The sequence below is a fragment of the Vibrio sp. 10N.261.45.E2 genome, assembly GCF_002875705.1.
Classification (GTDB): domain Bacteria; phylum Pseudomonadota; class Gammaproteobacteria; order Enterobacterales; family Vibrionaceae; genus Vibrio.
The window spans coordinates 992-24,647 of the sequence record NZ_MCZZ01000106.1; the positions used below are offsets into that span (position 1 = coordinate 992).

Below are 23,656 nucleotides of genomic sequence, written 5' to 3' on the forward strand. Positions count from 1 at the left end.
ATGAACAGCAGCTCTCAAAGCAAAACGCTTTTGCAACACCTGGAACTCAACGCCGCTCAAAAACCGCAAGAGACGGCTTTTATTTTTCTGGAAGGCAAAGCACTGACGGAAGCCAAGATCAGTCATCGCGAATTAGTCAATGACGCGAAACGTCTCGCCGCCACCTTAGTTGCCGAAGTGCCTCGAGGTGAGAGAGTGATGTTATTGTTCCCCCCTGGTTTGGAGTACATTCGTGCCTTAATGGCGTGTTTTTACGCGGGGGTCGTGGCCGTTCCGCTATTTCCGCCGAGGGTGCGTGAAAAAAACAGCCGCTTGGCCAATGTGTTGGCGGATTGTGATCCGCGTCTTGTCCTATCGTGCTTATCTGTCAAATCGGCGCTTGATCGCCTGTTATCCAAGCAACGAGCAGCATGCTTATTTGACGTGATGTACACCGATACTCTGCCACTGAATGCCCTTGGTGAAGCGGCGGTAGAGCAGGCGTTAGCTGACCGGTCGTGCCCATCGGCTGACGACGTCGCCTTCCTTCAGTACACTTCCGGCTCCACTGGCGATCCTAAAGGAGTGATGGTCACCCATGGGAATGTGATCGCCAACCTGCAAGCGTTGGAGTCAACGACGGCTTGTCACGAAGACGACATTTTTGTTAACTGGTTGCCTCTTTTTCATGATCTTGGATTGGTAAACACCATTTTCCTACCGATTTACTTGGGGACGCAGTCGGTGTTAATGGCGCCTGGCACGTTTGTGCAGTCGCCGGCGTGTTGGTTTGAGGCCATCAGTCGTTATCGAGGAACCGTTTGTGGAGCACCGAACTTTGCTTATGAGTTGTGCGTCCAGCGGATCAGTGACGCGCTGGAGGCCGATTTGTCGTCTTGGCGCTTGGCGTTTAACGCGGCGGAGCCGATTAAACTCGAGACCTTGGAGCAGTTCGCGCAAAAATTCGCCGGGTTGGGTTTTGATCGTCGTGCGATTTACCCAAGCTATGGTATGGCGGAAGCCACGGTGTTTCTCTGTGGTGGCGTGCCTCAACGTTTCCCTGGGACGCATTCCTTGCCGAGCAAGCGCAGCAAACTTGTCAGTTGTGGGGCCATCGCTGAGCACCATCAGCTGATCATTGTCAATCCTGACTCAAAACAGGTATTGGGCGAGGAACAGGAAGGTGAGATTTGGGTACGAGGCCCGAGTATTGCGCGAGGTTACTGGGGAAGAGAAGCGGCGACGGCGGACGTCTTTCACGCGGTGCCATTGAATGGCGAACAACACTATTTGCGTACCGGAGATCTGGGCGTCTTATCTCAAGGACAGTTGTATGTCACGGGTCGGATCAAAGAGCTGATCATAGTGAATGGTCAAAACTATTACCCGAACGACTTGGAACATACGGCGCAGCGGGCTCATGACGATTTGGTGCTGGGTAAAGGGGCGGCGTTGAGTGTCAATGACAAGGGTGTCGAAAAGCTGGTGTTGGTGCAGGAGCTCAAGCGCACAGCGATGCGCCGAGCAAACGATCAGGCGATTTTTGACACGGTCAGTCAGGCCATCGGTGACGAACATCAATTGGCGTTGCACACGCTTATTCTCATTAAGCAGGGGTCGTTGCCGGTGACCTCGAGTGGCAAGATCCAGCGAGTGTCGGTGTCCGAGCAGTATTTGCGAAATGGCTTTGCTGAGGTGACGATTTTTGGTTGCCAGGCCGATGAGGTCGCGCCGATTGCCTTGGAGACGATGTCAGCCACCGAGCACCAGTTATGCCAGATGATCGAAACAGTGTGCAAGAGACGGGTCGTTTCGCTAGAGCAGAATTTCTACCAAATGGGACTGGACTCGCTGCAACAGTCAACACTGCTGTCTCAGATCAATCTTAAACACAACTTGCAGTTGAGCTTGGTCGAGGTGGCCGAAAACAATATGGTTTCGGCGCTCGCTCAGATCATCGACAAGGCGGGCACGTCGGCGGGGTTAGGGGCGTTACCTGTGGTGAGGAAATGTCCAACACGTGACGCGGGCCTTTCTCCGATGCAGACGCAACTTTACCGTCTGTGGAAAGCGGGGGTGGGTCATCATGCCTACACCGAAAGCAAAGTGTTCGCCTTGCCTTATCAGATCGAAAAGGACGTGTTACATGAGGCAATAATGGCCTTGATTGACAAACACGCATTACTTGCGGCACGGGTCGATGATCGGGAGCCGCCATTGTTGGTGTGCGATCAGGATGTGAACGCCCTTATTTCGTATCGTGATTTCGACAGTCAAGAGCAGGCAGAACAAGCCATAGCGAAAGAAAGAGTGTATGAGTTTGACCTAATCTCTGGCCCGCTGTGTCGTATTACCTTCATCACAACACCAGAGCAGCTATTTTTCCAATTTACGTTGCACCACATGATCACCGATGGTTGGTCGATGGCGATTCTGATCGAGGACCTCAATGCCTTGTATCGTGCGCGTTCGTTGGTGGCCGATGACGCGCACCTAGGCGAGTCAGAGTTAGGGAGAGACCTTGGCGCTGAGTTTGACTACCAAGATTATGTCAGTTGGTTACAACGGGCCAGCCAGGATAACGGCATGGCCGAGCAAATTCGTTACTGGCAGACGCGTTTGGCGGATCTGCCCCTGGTGCATCAGTTACCTTTAGATCACGCCAGGCCGGCGACTCAGAGTTATGATGGGGTCAATTACTTTGGCGAACTGTCGCCGTTATTGAGCAGTAAAATCGATGCGTTTTGTCGCGATCAAGGCGTGACGCCGTCTGCTTTTATGCAAGCCGGCTTTGCGCTGCTATTGAGTTATCTAAGCGGTGAAACAGATATTGTAATGGGCACCATTAGCGCAGGGCGGCGACAAGCACAATGGCAGCGGATCGTGGGTCTGTTCACCAATACCTTGGTGTCTCGGATCACTGTGGATCCGACACAGACTTTTCTGCAGTTGCTGCGCGATCATCAGGCAAACAGTGTGCGCGATTTCGATCATCAAGAATTGCCTTTTGAGGCGGTGCTCAAGGCGTTAAAGCCCGCTCGCAGCCCGGCGTATCATCCGTTGTTTCAGGTTTGGTTCGTCATGCAAAATGTCGAACAGGCATCCCTTGATCTGGATGGTCCCGCCCCCTTGATAGAGTCCCAGTCGCTTGCAACGGCTGCCAAGTACGAGCTGGCGTTGTACATCACGCCAAAAGCAGGAAAACACAAGCAATACACGTGTCAGTGGCAGGCCAATACCGCGCTGTTTAGTGGCGAAACACTGGCGTACTTTGCGCTTCAGTATGTGTCGTTACTTGAGGCGTGCTTGGACGCCCCGCAGCAACAGTGCTCGGACTACCCGATATTGCAAGTCAAACACCGGATTTCAAACCGCCTGGGATCGCAACCATTAACCCCCGCTCATGAACGTCAAGGTTTACTGACGAGATGGGACGACATGGTCGCACAGTATGGGGAAGCGTTGGCGGTAACCGACGGTGAGTTCGCCCTGACGTATCGTGAGTTGGCGCAGCGCAGTGAGGCCTTAGCGGGGCAGATCTTGTCGCAGAGCCGCGGTCAGCAAGTGGGTTTGTTGTTGGGCCAACAGGTGTCAATGGCGGTGGCCATATTGGCGGCGCTCAAAGCGGGCAAAACCTACGTCCCACTGGATCCCCAATTACCGCTCCCGCGTTTGCACGACATTTGCGAGGATGCACAAATCAGTATGCTGCTGTGCCATGAGGAGTTGCAGTCGGTGGCTGATGAGCTGGTGACGCTGAACCCGGTGCCGGTGTTGACTGTGACTGAGAGTACGGGGGGGGAGGTTGAGTCACAACTTGCGCGCGTTGAGCGCCCGGCCGATTCCGTCACATACATTTTGTATACATCAGGTTCTACCGGTAAGCCAAAGGGGGTATACCAGTCGGATGCCAATGTGGGCTACTTTGCTCAGCGCTACAGTGAGAGTGTGGCCATCGGCCCTAGGCAGCAGGTACTGCAGCTAGCGTCGTTCAGTTTCGATGCCTCAGTGATGGACTTCTATGGCGCGCTGTTGAGCGGGGCCACTTTGCATATCAAAGACATCAAACGCACTTCGTTGAGCGATCTTCAACGCTACATGAAGGAGGCGCACATTTCGCTCTTTCATGCCACTCCGACGGTATTCAAATACCTGTTCCGCGAGTTTGAGAGTCACGCTGAGCTGCAAGCGGTGGTCTTGGGCGGAGAAGCGGTGGATACTGACACGCTGAATATTTTCCAACGCAGCTGCAAAGCGCACTGCTTATTGATCAATGGCTATGGGCCGACAGAGTCGACCTTGGTCGCGCAGCGCGCCATACCACACGACGCGAACTTGGTCGATGTCGAGCGTGCTGGCCGCTTGGCGAATATTGGCCAGACGGTACCAGGGACGGATCTGATCTTACGCAATGAAATCGGTAAAACGTGTCGCGTTTACGAGGTTGGCGAAATTCATGTTGTGAGTCCACATGTGGCGTTGGGCTATTGGAACGATCCGGCGCTCACACACGCCAAATTTACTGATCTGGGGGATGGGACCAGGCAATACGCGACGGGCGATTTGGCCCGCTATTTACCGGATGGCAGCGTGGAATATTTGGCGCGCAAAGACAGTCAAATTAAGCTTAACGGTATTCGCATTGAGCTGTCAGACATTAAATATCATTTGTCGCGATTACCGGGTGTACAGCAGACCGCTGTTCAACTCAAAGCCTTGCCAGGCTTAGGGTGGCGCTTGGTGGCTTATGTGCAAATGGCGGGCGAGGAGCACGGTGCGACGCACGCTCAGGTTCAGAAATGGAAAGCGCAGCTGGCGGCGGCGTTACCCGATTACATGGTGCCGTCGTTTTTCGTGCCATTGGCGGATTTTCCTCGAACGGCCACAGGCAAGGTGGATCACGCACGTTTGCCGCTGCCTGAATCAACGGCAGAAGACGTACTGCCGTTTACTGAGGGTGGGGAAGCGGCCGATAACGTGATCCAGCCGATCCAATCTGTCTGGCAGGCACTGTTGAATCAAGTCCCGGTCAATCTGCAGGATAACTTTTTTGATTTAGGGGGCAACTCGCTGCTGATGATGCAACTACAACAGGCATTGAACACGCAGTTTGGGGTTGATATCAAGTTGACGGAGTTGTTTGCGTTACCCACGATCAGTGCCCAGGCTCAACGTGTGCGCACCTTATTGGGGCAAGCGGAGTTGGAGAGCGTGTTGGATGAGGCTCGCGAAACGACGAGGCATGGCCGTGTGCCCTCTGCTGGTCGCGATATCGCCATCATCGGAATGTCGGGTCAGTTCCCTGGCGCATCGGATGTGGAGGAGTACTGGCAGAACATTCGTGATGAGGTGGAGTCGATACGTCACTTTGATCAGGCAACGCTGCGAGAGGCGGGCATTGACGAGGCGATGCTGAACCATCCGGATCATGTTGCGTCTGGCGCCCCTTTGGCAGCGTTAGAGCAGTTTGACGCGGGCTACTTCGCGATGTCGCCTAAAGAGGCGAGCCTGACTTGTCCACAGCAACGTTTGCTGTTGGAAAATGCGGTGAGCGCACTGGAACATGGCGGTTACGGTGATTTTGACCAACCCCAGGATGTTGGGGTCTTTGTCGGCACTGGCCACAGTATGTATATGCTGGAGAACTTGTTACCGCAGACGGAGCTGGTCGCCTCTCTTGGGCCTATGACCGTGCTCAACGCGAATTCTCGAGCGGCCATGCGCATTTCGTACAAGCTCAATTTGTCGGGCCCTTCGGTGAATGTCGATACCGCGTGTTCGACTTCGGCGGTTGCCGTGGCTCAGGCGTGTGACAGTTTGGTCAACCGCCAGTGTCAAATGGCGCTGGCAGGCGGAGCCTCGGTGACGGCGTTGTCGCCAACGGGATACATTTACGAAACCGGTGGCATCAAATCACAGGATGGTCATTGCCGAGTGTTTGATCAAGCGGCTACGGGCACGGTGTTTGGTAGCGGCAGTGGATTACTGCTATTGAAACGGTTGGAAGATGCCGTGAGCGACGGTGATCTGATCCATGCGGTGATCAAAGGTTGGGCTGTGAACAATGATGGCAGTGATAAGGTGGGGTATACGGCGCCGTCTGCCGCAGGACAGACAAAGGTCATACGCCAGGCGCTCGCGAATGCGGGGGTGTCGAGTCGCGACATCGGTTACGTTGAAACGCATGGTACGGGCACCAAGATGGGCGATCCGATTGAGATTGCGGCGTTGTCTGATGCGTTTGCATCCCCAGGGGATGAGGGTCAACGCTGTGCGCTAGGTGCGGTGAAAGCGAATATTGGTCACCTGGACGCGGCGGCGGGTGTGGCGGGGATTATTAAAACCGTGCAAGCGCTGAAGCATCGAACCTTGCCGGGTAACCTGCATGTCAATCAGTTGAATGCCAACATAAATTTAGCGGGTGGACCGTTTCGTATTCATTCTAGCACACAACCTTGGGTGTCTGAGAGCCCGCGAACGGCGGGGGTCAGTTCGTTTGGCATTGGCGGCACCAATTCGCACCTGATCTTACAAGAGGCGCCGGTCCAACAACCCCAGCCTACGCCCGTGGCGCCACTCTTATTCCCGGTTTCGGGTAAATCGGAATCGGCTTTGAAGGCGAACTTAGGGCATTTACAGGCGTATTTGGCTGACCACCCAGAGGTGGATCTGCAGGCGGTGGCTTGGACATTGCAGCATGGACGTCAACAGCAGGCCTGGCGCCAAGTGGTGGTTGGCCATGAAACGGCGGAGCTACAACATCAGTTATTGACGGCGGCCAAGGTGGGGACCGCGCCGGTTTCTGGATCCGCGAATGTTGTGTTTATGTTTGCCGGACAAGGCACGCAAACGTGGGATATGGGCCGAGATCTGTACGACAGCCATCCGGTGTTTGCTGACGCGATTCGCGAGTGTGCGGCGATTTTCCAGCAGACGATGCAATTGGACATCATTGAGTTGTTGTTCCCGAGCCAGCCTTATGCGCAAGATCCATCGCGGTTTGAGCGTCGCTTTGCTGATACGGCGAACGCGCAACCGGCGCTGTTCGCCATCGAATACGCGCTTGCTCAGCTTTGGCTGGAGGCGGGCCTTCAGCCGAGCGCGATGATCGGTCATAGTTTGGGTGAATACGTCGCGGCCTGCCTCAGTGGCGTGATGTCGCTGGAAGACGCTTGCTATTTGGTGGCGGTTCGCAGTCAGTTGATGGCGCAAAGTCCGGATGGTGCCATGGTGGCGGTGATCGCCACGCAAGAAGTGGTGGCCTCACTGTGTGGGGACTTTGAGGTGTCGGTTGCGGTGGTCAATGGACCGACACGATTTGTCCTGGCCGGGACCATCGCGGCCGTGGAGGCTCTGCAAGCTCACCTGAATGAACGCGCGATTAACTGGTCGCGCCTCAATGTGGGTAAGGCGTTCCACTCACCCTTGATGGAGGCGGTGTTACCTGCGTTTGCTGATGCGTTTTCAGAGGTGAGTTTGCATGAGCCTCGCGTGCCGTTGGTGTCGAATGTGACGGGCGTGTTTGTTGAGCCTGGTCAAGTGACTCAGCGTCAATACTGGTGTGAGCATTTGCGCCAACCCGTGGCGTTTTCTGCCGGCATCGCGCATTTGCTGGCGCATTACGCTGATGCTTGTGGGCCAACGATCTTTATTGAAATCGGTCCGGGTGGCGCTTTGGGGGCCTTAGTCAAAGGGCGACGTCATGCCGATGGGCAGCCAGCGATAGAGGTCGTGGCTTCACTGCCTGATCTCACCAAAGGTGACGGGCAGGGTAGCGAGCAGGACTACCTGTTACGTAGCCTGGGCGCGGTGTGGCGCCGAGGGGGCGCGGTGCGCTGGCCGACGCCGCCGGAACAGGGGCGCAGACTGGCCTTACCGACGTATGCGTTTCAGAAACAGCGTCATTGGATAGAGGCGCCAAAACAGGCACAAAAAGCGGCGACATCGTTCCGAACACAGCCCTACTACGCGCAACAATGGCGCAAGGCTGACTGTGCCGAGCAGGCCCCAGAGACGGGCGCTGACGCCAGTCATTGGCTGATCTTCTCTGATGGTGCGGGTTTTGGTGCAGTGCTCGCGCATCTATTGGAAGAGCGCGGCGCGTCGGTGGTGTGCGTAGAGCAAGGGATCGCGTTCAGTCAGAATGGCGCTTATCAGTTTACCGTCAAAGCGGGCGCGAGCGACGATATCGACCGTGTGCTGAGTACATTGAAGCGTCAGAACTGGTTCCCAGATCACCTGGCGTATATGTGGCCATTGGATCAGCAAGCCGCGAGCGACTGTTCATCTCAGCTTGAATGGTGTGAACCGGAACAGCATGCATTGATGGACATTTATCAGGCGATCACCCGCCTTGGGCGCGCCCAGTTGGTGGATTGTTATCTGCTGACGCATCGGGGTGCTATCGCCAGTGATGCGGCGTTGGGGCATGGATCGCAGGTAGCGCTGTCGGCGCTGTGTCAGGTCATCGCACAAGAGGATCCGTTGTTCCAGATCCACCAGATTGATCTGGACCAGCCGAGTTTGGATGACGTGGCGATGTCGCTGTTACTCGACGATCTGTACGCAAAAGAAAAGCCGCCTCGTGTGGCGTATCGTGACGGCGTCAGAATGGTCCCTGAGCTTGTGCGTTTACCGACGGACACGACGCCCTTCTCTTTGAGTTCGGGTACCTATGTGATCACCGGTGGACTGGGTCGAATTGGTTTGAGTTTGGCGGCGCAACTGGCGATGGCGTGTCCTTGTCATCTGGTGCTGTTAACGCGTCAGGATTTTCCCGAGAAAGCCACTTGGTCGGCGTGGAGGCAAGCCACGGATCTGTCAGATGAAATGAAAGTAACGTTGCGTCAGTTGCAAGCTCTGGAGCGAGAAGGGGTGACGGTGTCCGTATTGCAATCGGATGTGACGGATTTGGCGCAGCTGCGGGGCACACTCGACGCGGTGACACAAGAATTTGGTGCGATCAAAGGCATCATCCACTGTGCGGGGCAGGTTGAGGGTTTAAGCCAATCTGCGACCCAGATCACGGCGGCCGATTTGGCGGCGCAGGCTTTACCTAAAATGGCGGGCGCGCGCAACCTTCAAACGGTTTGCCAAGATGTGCCCGTGGAGTTTGTGGTGCTTATGTCGTCGATTTCCACGGTGTTGGGAGGATTGGGTTACAGTGCCTATGCGGCGGCGAATGCGTGGATGGACAGCTTGGCCTTTAGTGAGCGCCATAACGAGGTGACGCGTTGGCGCACCATCAACTGGGACACTTGGCTGTTTGACTCTTCTCAAGGGGCTCAGCATGGCAACGGAATACCAGGCATGGATCCGAGCGAGGGTTTGGCGGTCATTGAAGCGGCGCTGAATCAGTCCGAGCCGCAGCTGATTTACGCGGCAGGTGACGTTGAGGCGAGACTGGCAAAATGGGTACATCGTCAGAGCGCACGAGAAGCGCAAAGCGTGGGAACGGTCGCCGCGTCAAGTACTGAGGCGTCGTCATTGCCGCGGGCTCATGAAGCATCCTTGCGAGACATTTGGCATGAGTTGTTGGGGGTAGAGCACATTGGTCCTGAGGATACGTTTTTTGATTTGGGTGGGGATTCCCTCTTAGCGACCCGTTTGGTGAGCTTGATCCGCCAGCGCTGTGGTGTGGAAGTGTCAATCGAGCAAATCTATCAATCCGCGGACTTTGCCGGATTGGCGACCTTGTTGGAGGCCGGCTCAGATCACGTGATGCTACCGGCCATTGCCGCGGTGCCAAGAGACGGCCAGTTGCCGCTCTCATTTGCTCAGCAACGCCTTTGGTTCATTGATCAGTTGGCTGCGGAGCAGTCTCATTATGTGATCCCGAGTGATTTTGAGCTCAACGGAGAGGTCGACGTTGAGAAATTGCATCAGGTGTTCAGCGCAATTATCGCGCGTCATGAAGTGTTGAGGACGCATTTTAGCCAACATGAGCAAAGCGTCACTCAGCATATCTGCAAGGATTTCGAGCTGCCGTTTACGCTGCATGATCTCTCGGACCGCAGTGGCGATGAACAAGAAGCCATCGTGGCTCAGTTGTTTGACGAAGAGGCCTCGACACCATTTGATTTGATGCGTGACATTTTGTTTAGAGCGACGTTGATCAAATTGGCCAGCGATCGTCATCGGTTACTCATTACGATGCACCATATTGCGTCGGATGGTTGGTCACGACAGATCTTCATCGAGGAATTTACCCAGTTGTATCTGTCGCCGTCAGTTGATGCCGCCCAGTTGCCAGCGTTGCCTATCCAGTATGCCGATTACGCGCACTGGCAACGTGACACCTTGGCGCACCCGGTGATGGTGGGACAGCTGGAGTATTGGCGCAAGCAATTGGCTGAGGCACCGGCTTTACACAGTTTCCCGTTGGACAGAGAAAGACCGGAAAAGCAAAGCGTTGAAGGGCATATTCTCCACTTTGATGTGCCAGCAGACATCGTCACGCCACTGAGACAGGCATGTGAGCAGCACAAGGTGACCTTGTTTGCCTATCTGCAAACGGTGTTTGCCATCTTGATCTCGCGCTACAGTCACAATCGCGATGTGGTGATGGGGACGGCCGTCTCCGGGCGCAGCCATGCTGAGCTGTCGGATCTGATCGGCTTTTTCGTCAACACTTTGGTCCTGCGTAGTGACTTTACGGGCGCGTTAAGTTTTGCGCAAGCCCTGTCCGAGAACAACGACATGATTGCGGCCGCGTTCTCCAATCAGCACGTGCCGTTTGATCAAGTGGTGGAGGACCTAAATCCGGAGCGAAGTGTGGCGTATAACGCGCTGTTCCAGATCATGTTCTCGATGCAGACCGCGCCGAAAAGCGGTGCGGACTTAGGGTCTCTTGAGGTGATTGCGCGGGACATCAATAACACGCAAGCCAAGTTTGATATAGAGCTAGACGTCACAGACTTGGAGGACGTGTTACGGTTGCGTTGGCGTTACAGTACGGCGCTGTTTGACGAGGCCACGATGACACGCGTCGCCAAGAACTTCTTGACGCTTTTGGTTTCGAGTCTCGAGCAGCCTAACACTGACATTATGGCGTTGCCGATGGTGAGCCGTGCGGAGTTGGCTCGGATCGAGGATGAGTGGAACAATGTCGGCGCAGAGTATCCGTTGGAGCTCAGTGTCAATGCGTTGTTTGAAGCTCAGGCACAAAGGGTGCCGGAGCAGACGGCAGTGATCTATGACGGAGAGGAGTTGAGCTATCGTGAACTAGACGCTAGAGCCAACCAACTGGCCCAGTATTTATTGGCGCAGGGCGTGCGTAGCAATCAACTGGTGGGGATTTACATGGAACGTTCCATCGACATGCTGGTGGCGATGTTCGGGATCCTCAAGGCGGGAGCCGGGTATTTGCCATTGGATGTGACGTACCCCTTAGCGCGTTTGCAGTACATGCTGAGTGACTCCGGTACATCGCTGATCCTGACGCAGATGAAGCATCAGGCCATGCTCAAGGACGTTGAGGTTGAGGTGATCACCCAAGATGCACCAGAGACGGTAGGTGTACTTGCGCAGATGCACACCTGTCAACCGCAATTACCGGTACTGCTACCGACGCATGAACGTTTGGCGTATGTGATCTATACCTCTGGCTCAACCGGGATGCCTAAAGGGGTAAAAGTCCATCATCGCAGTGTGACTAACTTTCTGTGTTTCAGTAAACAGCACTTTATGCTGCCACATATTGATGGTGCAGTGGTGAGTTCTCCGTTGACGTTTGATGCGACGGTGGGCTCGATTTTGGTGCCATTGGTGGCGGGCGGCTACGTCGAGCTGTTGCCTGAAAATGACATGATTTTAGAGGTCTTGGCCGACTATCTACTGGATGATGACGAAGCCCTGTTATTTAAGATCACCCCGGCGCACTTGGAGGCATTATCGGGTCAAGGGATCCTGCGAGATAACCCTGAGGCTCAGCACGTGGTTGTGGTGGCGGGTGAAGCGTTGCGTGAAAACGTGATCCAGCCATGGCGAAAAGCGCAGCCCAACACCCTCTTTATCAATGAGTACGGGCCAACAGAAGCGACCGTGGGCAGCACGATCTTCAAATTCCCGACGAACAGTTTAGAGAAAACATGGGGCTTCACGGTGCCGATTGGTGCTCCGATTGAAAACAGTCGCTTGTATGTGATGAACGAGCATTTGGTCCAGCAACCGATTGGCGTTGTGGGTGAACTCTACATTGCGGGGGAAGGCTTGGCGGCCGGTTATCTCAACCGTGATGAGCTCAACGCTGAACGTTTTGTGTCATTGACATTGGCGAGTGGTCAGGCTGTACGAGCCTATCGAACGGGCGATCTGGTGCGTTGGAACGACACCGGTAATCTGGAATTTTTTGGTCGTACGGATCATCAGGTCAAACTCAGAGGGTTCCGGGTGGAGCTGGATGAGATCCAGAGTAAGTTGCTCACCAGTGAACGCATCCAGGCTTGTTTGGTTACCGATTATCAAGCGCCGGATGACAGCAAAAAGTTGGCGGCGTATATCGCCCTCGATAAGGCGCAGTTTAGACAGATCTCGGCAGCCAAAGGTGAAGAAATTGTCGACAGTTGGCAAGAAGTTCACGACGAGTTCTACGACAAGGACGATCACAATCTGGGCGTTGAAGCCAACTTCAGTGGTTGGAATAGCAGCTATACCGGTGAGCCGATCGTGGTTGAGCAGATGCTGGAATGGTTGGATCTCACCATGTCGAGGATCTTAGTGCTGGCGCCTCAAAATCTGTTGGAAATCGGCAGTGGGGGTGGTTTGTTGTTGTATCGCTATGCGGATAAGTGTGACACTGTCACAGCGCTCGATATTTCGCATCAAGCGATTGCGATGATGCAGAAGAACTTGGACGACAAGCAATGGGATCATGTGGCTTTGTATCACGATGATGCCTCCGGGATCGCGCGTTTTTCTGCCGGTCAGTTTGACACGATCGTCTTGAACTCTGTTGTGCAGTATTTCCCGAATGAAGACTACCTGACTCAGTTATTGGAGCAAGCGGTCAGCAAATTGGAAGACGGTGGTCACGTCTTTATTGGTGACGTGCGTAACTTGGATTTGTTTGAGCCGCACCTCGCCACGGTGGAGGCGCACCGCTTAGGCAGCTCTGAGTGTCAAGTGAGCGCCTTTGCACAGCGGATTCAGCGTGCCAGATTGCAAGAGCATGAGCTGTTGATCAGTCCCGCTTACTTCAAGCAGCTTGGTGACAAATTGGCGCGCGTTAGCGACGTGGACATCCAAGTGAAACTCGCTGACGGCGACAATGAGTTAATGCGTTATCGCTATGACGTGGTGATCCGAGTGGGTGGATCCGCTCAACGCCGATCCGTTACCCAATGGCATCAGTGGGAGGACTCGCACGACTTAGCGCAGCGTTTCTTGAACGACAACACGGGACTGTTTGGGCTTCATTCCGTACCTCACGGGCGGGTCGAAGGGGCGGTGGATTTGGTGAGAGAGCTGAAACACTGGCCTGGAAGCAAAAAACTGGACAGCCGTGTCTTGCAGGACTACATCCGCTGTGATGCGTCAATGATGCGTGACATTGAGACCAAGGCAAACGCGGCGGGTTATCAGGTGGCCGCGACTTGGTCCCAAACGCATGCCCAACATTTGGATTTCGTGTTCTGGCAAGGGGAGTCTCCGGTGATCCAAGCTCAGGCGGAGTATCGTCAGACTCACTTCACCAACTTGACCAATATCAGCAAACTCAGCGCGGGGCTATCAACGGAGCTCAATCAATACTTAGCGGAGTACCTACCTGAGTTCATGTTGCCCGACATTTACGTGTTTATGGAGCAATTCCCGTTGACACCGAACGGTAAAGTCGATCGTAAGGCGTTACCGACACCGGACGAGACGGACTTGCTTAAGGAGCAATACCAAGCGCCAGAGACACGCATTCAGACGCAAATCTGTCAACTGTGGGAAGAGCTGCTGCAGGTGAGTGAGATTGGGATCAACGACAACTTTTTCTCGTTGGGAGGGGATTCCGTGACCTCCATTCAGATGGTGTCCAAAGCGAAAACGCTGGGTTTGCCACTGAAGGTGAGGGACCTATTTGAACATCAAACGGTGGTGGCGTTGGCGCAAAAAGTGGAGCAAAACCTTGGAGATGAGGCCGATGAGGCAACGTCGCTAGACTGGGTCAACCAAGTCCTGCATGCCCAAGGTGTGGCCACGTTGACAGGGGAGACACAAATCACGCTGACGGCCTTGCCGGAGGCGAGTTCGGTGTCAGAGGTTGAAGCCCGGCTTGCACAGCTGGTGGAGCAGCAGCCCCTGCTTGCCGCGACCTACCAGCCGGCATCAGAGTCGCTTAGCGTCTTGCTGCCGTCTACCGATCAACCGGCTGTTGCGCGAATGTTCTCTCATGTCGAGTTGGCGGCGTTGCCGGAGGCTAAGGACTTGGCGCGACGGATGACAGAACGCACCGCGGGCCAGGATCAGTCGTTATTTCGACTGGTGTTCCTCAGTATCGCATCCGGGGGCGATTATTTGCTGACGGTTAGCCATCGTCATTTTATGAATGTGGCCGCACTTCAGCAGTTGCTGGCGAGACTCACGCAACCCCTGGCGATAGGTGCGGATGCCCTGTCCGCAGGTAGGGTCAAAGGAGAGCCGCCGATGCACCAGTTAAGCCGAGTCGGACGAGCCGTGAAGATACACATTCCTGAAGGGGGGAGTCACCGCACAGTGAAGGCTCAACAGGACACCGCTGGCTGTTTAGCGATGCGGATGTCGACAGAGCAAACGGCGCTGCTGCTGGGGGAGGCCAATGACGCCTACCAGACTCATGCCTCGGAGCTGTTGATGGCCGCGGTTCATCAGGCGTTGTGCCAACTCCCTGAGGGTCAGGCTTGGCAATTGAACGTTAATCGCAACGTTTTGACGTTAAACATCGATCAGCCAGCGCCGGATAGTGAGCTATTTCGCTTACCTGTGGTGACCCGTTTCACCGACTCGACCGGATCTGAAGTGTCGACGACAGAGCCAGGCGCGTTGATCAAGCGGGTGAAAGAGAGGAACCGTCAACAGATGGCGCAGGGCTATCAACTGTTGTCAGAGGTGACACCGGCTCTGCAGGCCTGGCAAGTCAACTTCCATTATGTCAACCACATGACGGTCGGTGACGAGCTAGCAGTGGGCATGGCTTCGCCGCTCTTGGTCGAGGTGGAGGCTGCGCTGGGTGAAGAACGGGATAGCCACCTTATTGACATTGAGTATTGGACCGAACAACAGCAACTGTCCCTGCGGATACACGCTTCAGAGCAGGCTCTGGCGGGGGCAGCCATGACCGAGTTTTCAACCTTATTACCGCAATCATTGGCCGCAATATTAGCGCACTGTCAGTTAGTGAACTCAGTGAAGCTAAAGGCAATGTTAGAAAAGAACAACCCACCAGGTGTGGACGAAGGAGAGACGCTTTACCTATGAGTATTTTTGAGCTTGTAAGTCGTATTCGCTTAACAGGACTGGAGTTGGCACTGGAGGCTGGGCAGCTGAAGGTCACCAAACGTGAAGGTGCCGTGTTAGACGAGGGGATGATTGACGAGATAAAAGCGCATCGCGATCACATCATCGAATTCTTGTCGGCTGAGCAGTCTCTGGCGCAGGAAATGGCGCAAGGAGGGGGAACGTTATCGGCTTCTGATCACGAGTTTAGTGAGTTGAGTGATGGCGATCTTGCCCGCCTTCAGCAGGCGCATCCTAATGCGGTGGCGGTTTATCAGGCGACCGCGATGCAGGAAGGGATGGTGTTTCACGGCATGTTTGAGGAGACGCGTTCAACGTATCTGACTCACATGGGCTGTTATCTTGAGGGGGAGGTCTGCCCGCAAGCATTCGAGGAAAGTTGGGCGACCTTGGTGGCGCGTCACGACATGTTCCGTACTTGTTTCTTTGAGTCGGAAATGGGCAAACTGCACCAGGTGGTGTTGGCTGAGGCGGAGCTGAGCGTCACATTCGAGGATTGCTCTCAAGCGGATGACGCTCAGAAAGCGGCGCAGATAGACCGATTGCAGCATCAGCCATTGTCGGATTTACAGGGGGCGCCGCTGATGGCGTTAACGCTGCTGAAGCTGGCCGAGGGACACTACTATTTCCACTGGTGTTATCACCATCTGTTGATGGATGGATGGTGTCAACCGGTGTTGCTGTCCGAGGTGATGCAGTGTTATCAGGCCAAAGTGAAGGGTCAACCGGTGACGCTCAATGCGGTGCGACCGTATAAAGACTACATTCGCTGGCTAAACGATCAAACGCCGGGTGAAGCGCAAGCTTTCTGGGAGACATATCTGGCGGGGGTGAGCAGTCCAACGCAAATGGCGATTGATAAATTGCCGATGGTGGCCGGTGCGGTGGCCGAGGTGCGCAACCACATCACCATCCCTCCAGAGTTGATGACGCCGTTACGAGCCCTGGCTCGACGCTGTCATACCACCGTCAGTGTGGTGTTTCAGGCCGCCTGGTTAGTGTTGCTGTCTCGTTATTCTGGAGAGCAGGATGTCGTGACCGGCACGACGATTTCTGGGCGCCCGGCGGATTTGCCGGGGGCGGAGACCATGATTGGCCTGTTTATTAATACGATTCCCTTACGAGTGACAGTGGATGATGAGGCGGATCTGAGTCACCTGTTACAAAACGTGCATCAGAGCGTGATAAGCAGAGACGAGCACAGTTATTTGCCCCTGACGCATATCCAGGCACAGTGTGATGTGCCGAACAACATGCCTTTATTTGACCACTTATTGGTGATAGACAACTATGATCTGCGAGGGGCAGTCACGGGCGAAGGGGAAGAATTCGCGGGGATCCGAGTGGGGGACAGTCTGACCCAAAATGCCACTCATTATCCGTTGACGATGCACATTACCCTGGCCAATGAGGCGAAGATCACGGCCGACTATCATACTGATAAGATCCCGGGTACGGCGATTGAGCGTCTGTTGGAACAGTTCCATTGTCTGCTTGAGGACATGGCGGCTTGCGATGTGCCGCGTAAAGTCGGCGATCTGACGTGGCTACCTTGCCGTCAACAGCGACAGTTGGACGCGTTTTGCGACGTTGAGGACGAGAAGGTGATGCCCGTGGCAGCGTGGGTTGACCAGCAAGCCTTGTGTCAGGGTGACAAAGTGGCGGTGGTCGCGGGTGAGCAAGCGTTGAGTTATCGCGAACTGCACACCAAGGTTACGGCGCTGGCGAGCCATTTGAAAACGCAAGGTGTATCGGTAGGCACAAAGGTGGTGGTGTATCTGGAGCGAGATACCGATCTGCTGGTGGCGTTGTTAGCGGTATTGAGAGTCGGGGCGACGTATGTGCCTATTGATCCGGGGTACCCCACTCAGCGCAACAATGACATTTTGACAGACAGTGGTGCCACTTTCATCCTCTCTCATCGAGGGTGTTTGGACGGTCTTCAACGTCAGCAGCAATCGGTAATTTTGCTGGATGACACGAGCGTTTGGCAGCCGAGTTCGGACGCCGATCTGGATGTCTATCCGGTTGAGGAGACCACGGCGGCCTACATCATTTATACCTCGGGTTCGACGGGGCAGCCCAAAGGTGTGGTGATCAGTCATGGTGCGTTAAGCCAGGCGTTGAGCGCGTTCCAGCACAGTTTTGTCTTTACCCAAGACGATGTCTTACCGTGTTTGGCTTCTCAATCGTTTGACATTTCCCTCGTTGAAATGCTGTTGCCTCTGATCTCTGGGGGCCAAGTACTGTTATTGACCAAAGCGCAAGTGACGGATCCCGATCGCTTGGTGGTGGCGACGCAAGGCGCGACCGTTTTGCATGCTGTGCCGAGTTTGATGCGACTTTGGTTAAATCACCTGCAAGAGACGCATCAATTAGGGGCTTACTCTCAATTGCGTACTCTGTTGGTGGGTGGAGAGGCGGTGCCACCGGAGCTGGTCTCTGATCTGGGTCAAGCCTTACCAGAATGCCAGTTGATTCAATTGTATGGCCCAACAGAAAACACGGTATTGAGCAGCTATAAAAAGGTGCATTGGGATGAGCAACCGATCCCGTTTGATTTAGGCTGTCGTTTCTCTCATGTGGCGATGCAGGTGCGTGATACGGCGGGACGCGAGTGTCCGGTTGGCGTGCCAGGCGAGCTCTATCTGGGCGGTTCCGCTTTGGCGCAGGGTTATCTCAACCAGTCGGCGACTACGGCTGATAAATTTGTCACCTTGGCGGATCAGCGCTGGTATCGCAGTGGCGATTTGGTTCGCTGGGTCGACAGTGGGGAGTCGGAGGTGACACTGCAGTTTTTAGGTCGTATTGATAACCAGGTCAAGATCCGCGGTTTTCGTGTTGAACCGGGGGAAGTCGCTCAGCAAATCAAGGCGCTTGGGTCCGTTGAAGACGCGGTTGTGGTGGCGATGGAAGATGACGCACGAGGGACGCAGTTGGTGGCTTATGTGTGTGTTCAAGCAGAGGACACTGGCCGCGTGATTGAGGCGCTTCCTCAGGCATTGCAGGCACGGTTACCTGACTACATGGTGCCGGCGGTGTTCGTGCCTTTGTTGGCGATGCCACTGTTGCCAAATGGCAAGTTAGATCGTAATGGCTTACCGGCCATCACGGCTGATGATTACCGCACGCACGCCTATCAGGCACCGCAGACTGAGCGGGAAAAACAGTTGGCGCAAGTGTGGGAACAACTGCTGGATCTGGACAAAGTCGGGGTCCACGACAATTTCTTTGCGTTAGGGGGGCATTCGTTGATTGCCACGAAAATGTCGGGGTTATTGAGGCATCAGTTCAACATTGAACTGCCGGTTGCGGCGGTGTTTACGCATCCTACGATCGCGTTGCTGTGTGGCTATTTATCGGCAGCTTCTGGTACGACGAGCCCTGCCACGATAGAAAAACGCGACGATCATGGCCTGGCACTGGCGTCATTTTCACAGCAGCGTCTTTGGATGGCCACGACGCTCAAACGCGCATCCGGTGAGTACAACATGGCGGGCAGCTTGAGCCTGACGGGGGAGGTTGATCCCCAAGCGGTTCAGGCGGCTCTGGACGCGATCGTCGAGCGCCACGAAGTGCTGCGTACTGGCTTTATCGAGCGGGAGGGAGAGTTATACCAGCGGATCGTTAGTGAGGTCGACAGCCCGTACCGCTGGGTGGATCTGTCCGCCTTGTCTCAAGAGGCGCAAGCGGTTGAACTCGAACAATTGATTGCCAAAGATGCTGAGCAGGGCTTTGATTTGGCCCAGGGGCCGTTGCTGAGAATGACGTTGGTGAAGTTGGCGGATCAGCCAGGCCACACGCCGTCCTATCGTGCCTTGTTTAACATTCATCACATTGCTTGTGATGCTTGGTCTATGGATATCCTGATCCGTGAGTTTGTCACTTTGTATCGTCAATTGACGAGCGGCCAGGCGACCGCTTTACCGGAGCTTGCCATTCAGTACGCCGATTATGCTCACTGGCAAAGACAACAGTTGGCCCAAGAGGAGGGAGTGAAGGCAGGTTTGGCTTTTTGGCAACACGCCCTTAAGGATGTGCCGACGTTGCATGAGTTGCCATTGGATTTTGTGCGACCGGCGGTGCAAGGGTTTGAAGGCCGTATCCACCAACTGAGGGTGGAAGGCGACCTATTGCAGCGTTTGAAAACGTTTTGTCGTCGCCATTCGACCACACCATACATGGTGTTGCAGTCGGTATATGCGGTGCTGATGGCTCGACTCAGTCGCCAAGAGACGGTGGTGATTGGGTCGCCTATCTCGGGACGTGGTCAGCAAGAAACCGAAGCGTTGATTGGTTTTTTCGTTAATTCGATGGCGATCCCATCCAAGGTGTGTGGTGAGCAGAGCTTTGACGCGTTTCTGAAGCAAAATCAACGCACGATTGAATCGGCGTTGGATCAGCAACACATTCCCTTTGACTTAGTAGTGGAACACCTCAACCCGCAGCGAAGTCAAAGTCACCATCCCGTGTTCCAATTGCTGTTTGCATATCAACCGGCCAGCGCGAAAATTCCGGATTTGCCGGCGCTTGAATTTGGTGACTACGTGCCTTCTCAGGCCAAATCCCGTTTGGATTTGGAGTTGTATGTGAACGATTTGGGTGAGGCACTGAGTTTCAATTGGCATTACAGCCGCGAATTGTTCGCGCCTCAGACAATCGTCAGTTGGGCCGATAGTCTGTTGGTGTTGTTGGAGGCGGCCTTGTCTTGTCCTCATGCGAGTCTGGCCTCCCTCAGTCTGCAGTCTGACGCGCAAGCGCAGTGGATGACAGAGTGGAATGCTGCGTCTTGGGCGCCGGTCAGTGAGTCCAGTTTTCTTGAGTTGTTCCGCGCCCAGTGCGCGAAAACCCCTGATATGACAGCGGTGGTGCATGGGAGCACGTCGCTGAGCTACCGTGAACTGGATGAGAAATCGACGCAGTTGGCGCAGTATCTGGCGCAGTGCGGGGTGGCGTCTGAGCAGAAGATCCCTGTCTGCTTATCACGAAATGAATGGTTACACATTGCGCTGATTGGGGTGCAGAAAGCGGGAGCGGCCTTTGTGCCGATAGATCCCCAATTACCGGATGCTCGATTGGCGTATATTGCCTCTGATTGTGCGGCAGATCTGATCTTGACCGAGCAGTCTCTGTGTGACCGATTTGAGGCGTTCGACTATGCTGGGCAGGTGATTGCTGTCGACGCACCTGAGGTTCAGGCTCGTTGTGCTGAGCAGACGCAAGATGGCCAGCGAGTCTTTGCCAGTCGCGGTTTGGACTCATTAGCCTACATCATTTATACCTCGGGCTCGACCGGCCAACCTAAAGGGGTCTTGATAGAGCAACAAGGTTGGGTGACGTATTTAAGCACGGCAGCGCAACAGTATATCAATGCAGAGCCTGAGGCGCCGCTTGCGGGCAGTGTTGTGTGCACCTCAATTTCCTTTGACGCGACATTGACGACGTTGTTTGCGCCGTTGCTCACGGGGGGATTTGTCGAGTTGATGCCGGATAACCGCAACAGTTTATCGCTGCTTGCGGACTCCGTGATGGACAGTGAAGAGCGGTTACTCTTTAAGCTGACCCCGACGCACATGGACGCGTTGCTGCACACGGAATTATTGGCGCCGGATGACGAGGTGGCACATACCTTAGTCATTGGGGGGGAGCAGTTGAGCGAAAGGTTGCTGCTGCAATGGCTCGATCTGTATCCGAATATGCAGTTCTGCAATGAATATGGACCGACCGAAGCGGTGGTGGGTTGTAGTGTGTTCGCGACGACGAAAGCGCATTACCAGCCAGGGCAAGCGTCGGGCGCTGTCCCGATTGGTCGCGCCTTTTCGGGAAATCAGCTCCACATCCTGGCACCGGGCGGTAAAAGCGTTCCGTTTGGTGCCATTGGCGAGTTGTATGTATCGGGGACACCGCTGGCGCGAGGGTATCACAATCAAGCTGAGTTGACCGACAACGCGTTTGTTCGGGTGAACGAATCGCGTATGTATAAAACCGGTGATCTGGTGAGAATGCAAATGAATGCCAAGGGTGAGCCCACGGAGCTGGTGTTTATGGGGCGCGCGGATGAGCAATTTAAGCTGCGTGGCTATCGCATCGAACCAGGGGAAATCGAAAGTGCCTTGACTGATCTGGACGGCATCACGCAAGCCTGTGTGGCGAAACGAAGCGAGGCAGACAGCCATGATGAGTTGGTGGCGTATTTGGTGGGCGACCGTCCGGAGGTGAGTGGTCACACGTCGAGTGAACTGTACAAACGATACAATGCGCCGTTGGCGGACAGATTGCCGGCCTATATGTTGCCATCGCGTTATGTGATGGTGGCGGCATTGCCACTGACGGCCAATGGTAAGCTCGATCGTCGGGCGTTGCTGCAAATGGAGATCGATGAGGGTCAGTTATTGCCGTTGAGCCAACCGCGTACCCAAACCGAAGAGGTGATGCTGGGATTGTGGCAAGACGTGCTGCAGACTTCGGAGATTGGGCGCCAGGACGATTTCTTCGCCTTGGGCGGTCATTCCCTGTTGGCGACCCAATTGGTCAGTCGGATCAGGGACGTCTTTTCAGTGGAGCTTTCGCTTGGCGTTTTGTTTGACCATTCCACTTTGGTGGCATTGTGTGAGCAAATTGAATCTCTCAGCCCTGGGGCTCAATTGCCGGACATCAGCGTGGCGCCGGCGGCTCAGTACCCACTGTCGTACTCTCAGCAACGACTGTGGTTTGTGCAGCAAATGGACAAACAATCCCATCACTACAACATGCCGGGGAAATTTGAGCTGGCGGGATCGTTTGATGACACCGCATTCGAGTATGCGCTCAACACGATTTTGCAGCGTCATACTGTGCTGCGCAGTGTGTTCTGCCAGCAGGGGGATGAGGTTTTCCAGCGGGTTGTTGCTGACTATCGCTTGCCATTGCAGGTGACCGATTTGAGTCACCTTGACGCGGCGGAGCAGCAACAGCGGATCGCGGCACTTGAAACCCATGACATGCAGCAGCCGTTTGCGCTGGATCAGGAGATCCCTTGTCGTTTCCATCTAATCAAACTCAGCGCTGATGCGAGCGTCGAGCCAAAGCATGTGGTGTTGTTTAGCTTGCACCACATCGCGGCGGATGGCTGGTCTTTGGCGGTGATGGTGAATGAGTTCAAGGTGTGTTACGAAGCGAAACGAGCCAAGATCTCAGCGTCACTGCCGACGTTGCCCGTGCAATATGGTGATTTTGCGCGTTGGCAAAAGCAGTGGTTGTCGGGCGAAGTCTTGGCGTCGCAATTGCAATACTGGCGACAGCGTTTGGCGGGGGCGCCGCAGTTGCATGACTTGGCGACGGACAAACCAAGGCCAGCGAAGCAGACGTTCGCGGGGGCCCGCTACGAAACGGCCTTATCGTCGGATTGTCAGAAGCGCATCAGTGCGTTTTGCCGCCAGCATCACTTGACCTTGTTTACGTTCTTGCAGACGGCGTTTTCTGTGTTGATCAGTCGCCAAAGCGGGAGTCAAGATATCGTGATGGGCTCGCCGATTTCCGGTCGAGTTCACAGCAAGGTGGAAGCCCTGATTGGTTTTTTTGTCAACACGTTAGTGATCCGTACTCAGTTGGATGATGAGCAAACCTTCTTGGAATTAGCCGCGTGCAACAGACGCAATGTATTGGAAGCGTTCAACCACCAGCATGTTCCTTTTGAGCTGATAGTCGAAGCGGTCAATCCGGAGCGCAGCTTGAGTCATGCGCCGTTGGTTCAAATCACTTTTGCGTTGCAAAACAACGACAAAGCCGAAATGCGCCTGTCCGATGCGCAGGTAAGCAAGGGGCCGATCGCCGATCGTCATGCTGACACGAATGCGCGTGTTGATCTTGAACTGCACATCTATGAGGAAGAAGACGGCCTGCGTTGTGATTGGATCTACAACAAAGCGCTGTTCTATCCGGCGACGATTGAGCGGATGGCAGACAACTTCTCAGTGCTACTGGATGGCATTTTGAGTGCCCCGCAGACGCAGTTAGCGCGACTGCCTGTCGTGAATGCCGCGGATCAAACGTTGTTGCTTGAAACGCTCAACGCGACTCAGGCGGCGTTTCCACAACACCGACTCTTGCACCATTACCCGCAGACTGCGCGCGAGGCGGACCAGCGCATTGCGGTGAGATGTGGTGACGTTTCATTGAGCTACGCGGAGTTGCATCAGCAGTCTGAGCGCTTGGCGCG

Annotated in this window: 2 protein-coding genes (1 of these 2 only partly in view); both read left to right on the top strand. The window is 54.8% G+C overall.

Annotated elements, in window-relative coordinates; translation table 11 throughout:
- Complete coding sequence (locus BCT34_RS06490; protein WP_076654312.1) at window positions 1–15,420, top strand: hybrid non-ribosomal peptide synthetase/type I polyketide synthase; 15,420 nt, start codon at window positions 1–3, stop codon at window positions 15,418–15,420.
- Window positions 15,417–23,656, top strand: the 5' portion of a protein-coding gene (locus BCT34_RS06495) for a non-ribosomal peptide synthetase (protein WP_076654311.1). It continues 6,919 nt past the right edge of the window; only the first 8,240 of its 15,159 coding nucleotides appear in the window; it begins with the start codon at window positions 15,417–15,419; the stop codon falls past the right edge of the window. The genes BCT34_RS06490 and BCT34_RS06495 overlap by 4 nt, the downstream gene beginning before the upstream one ends.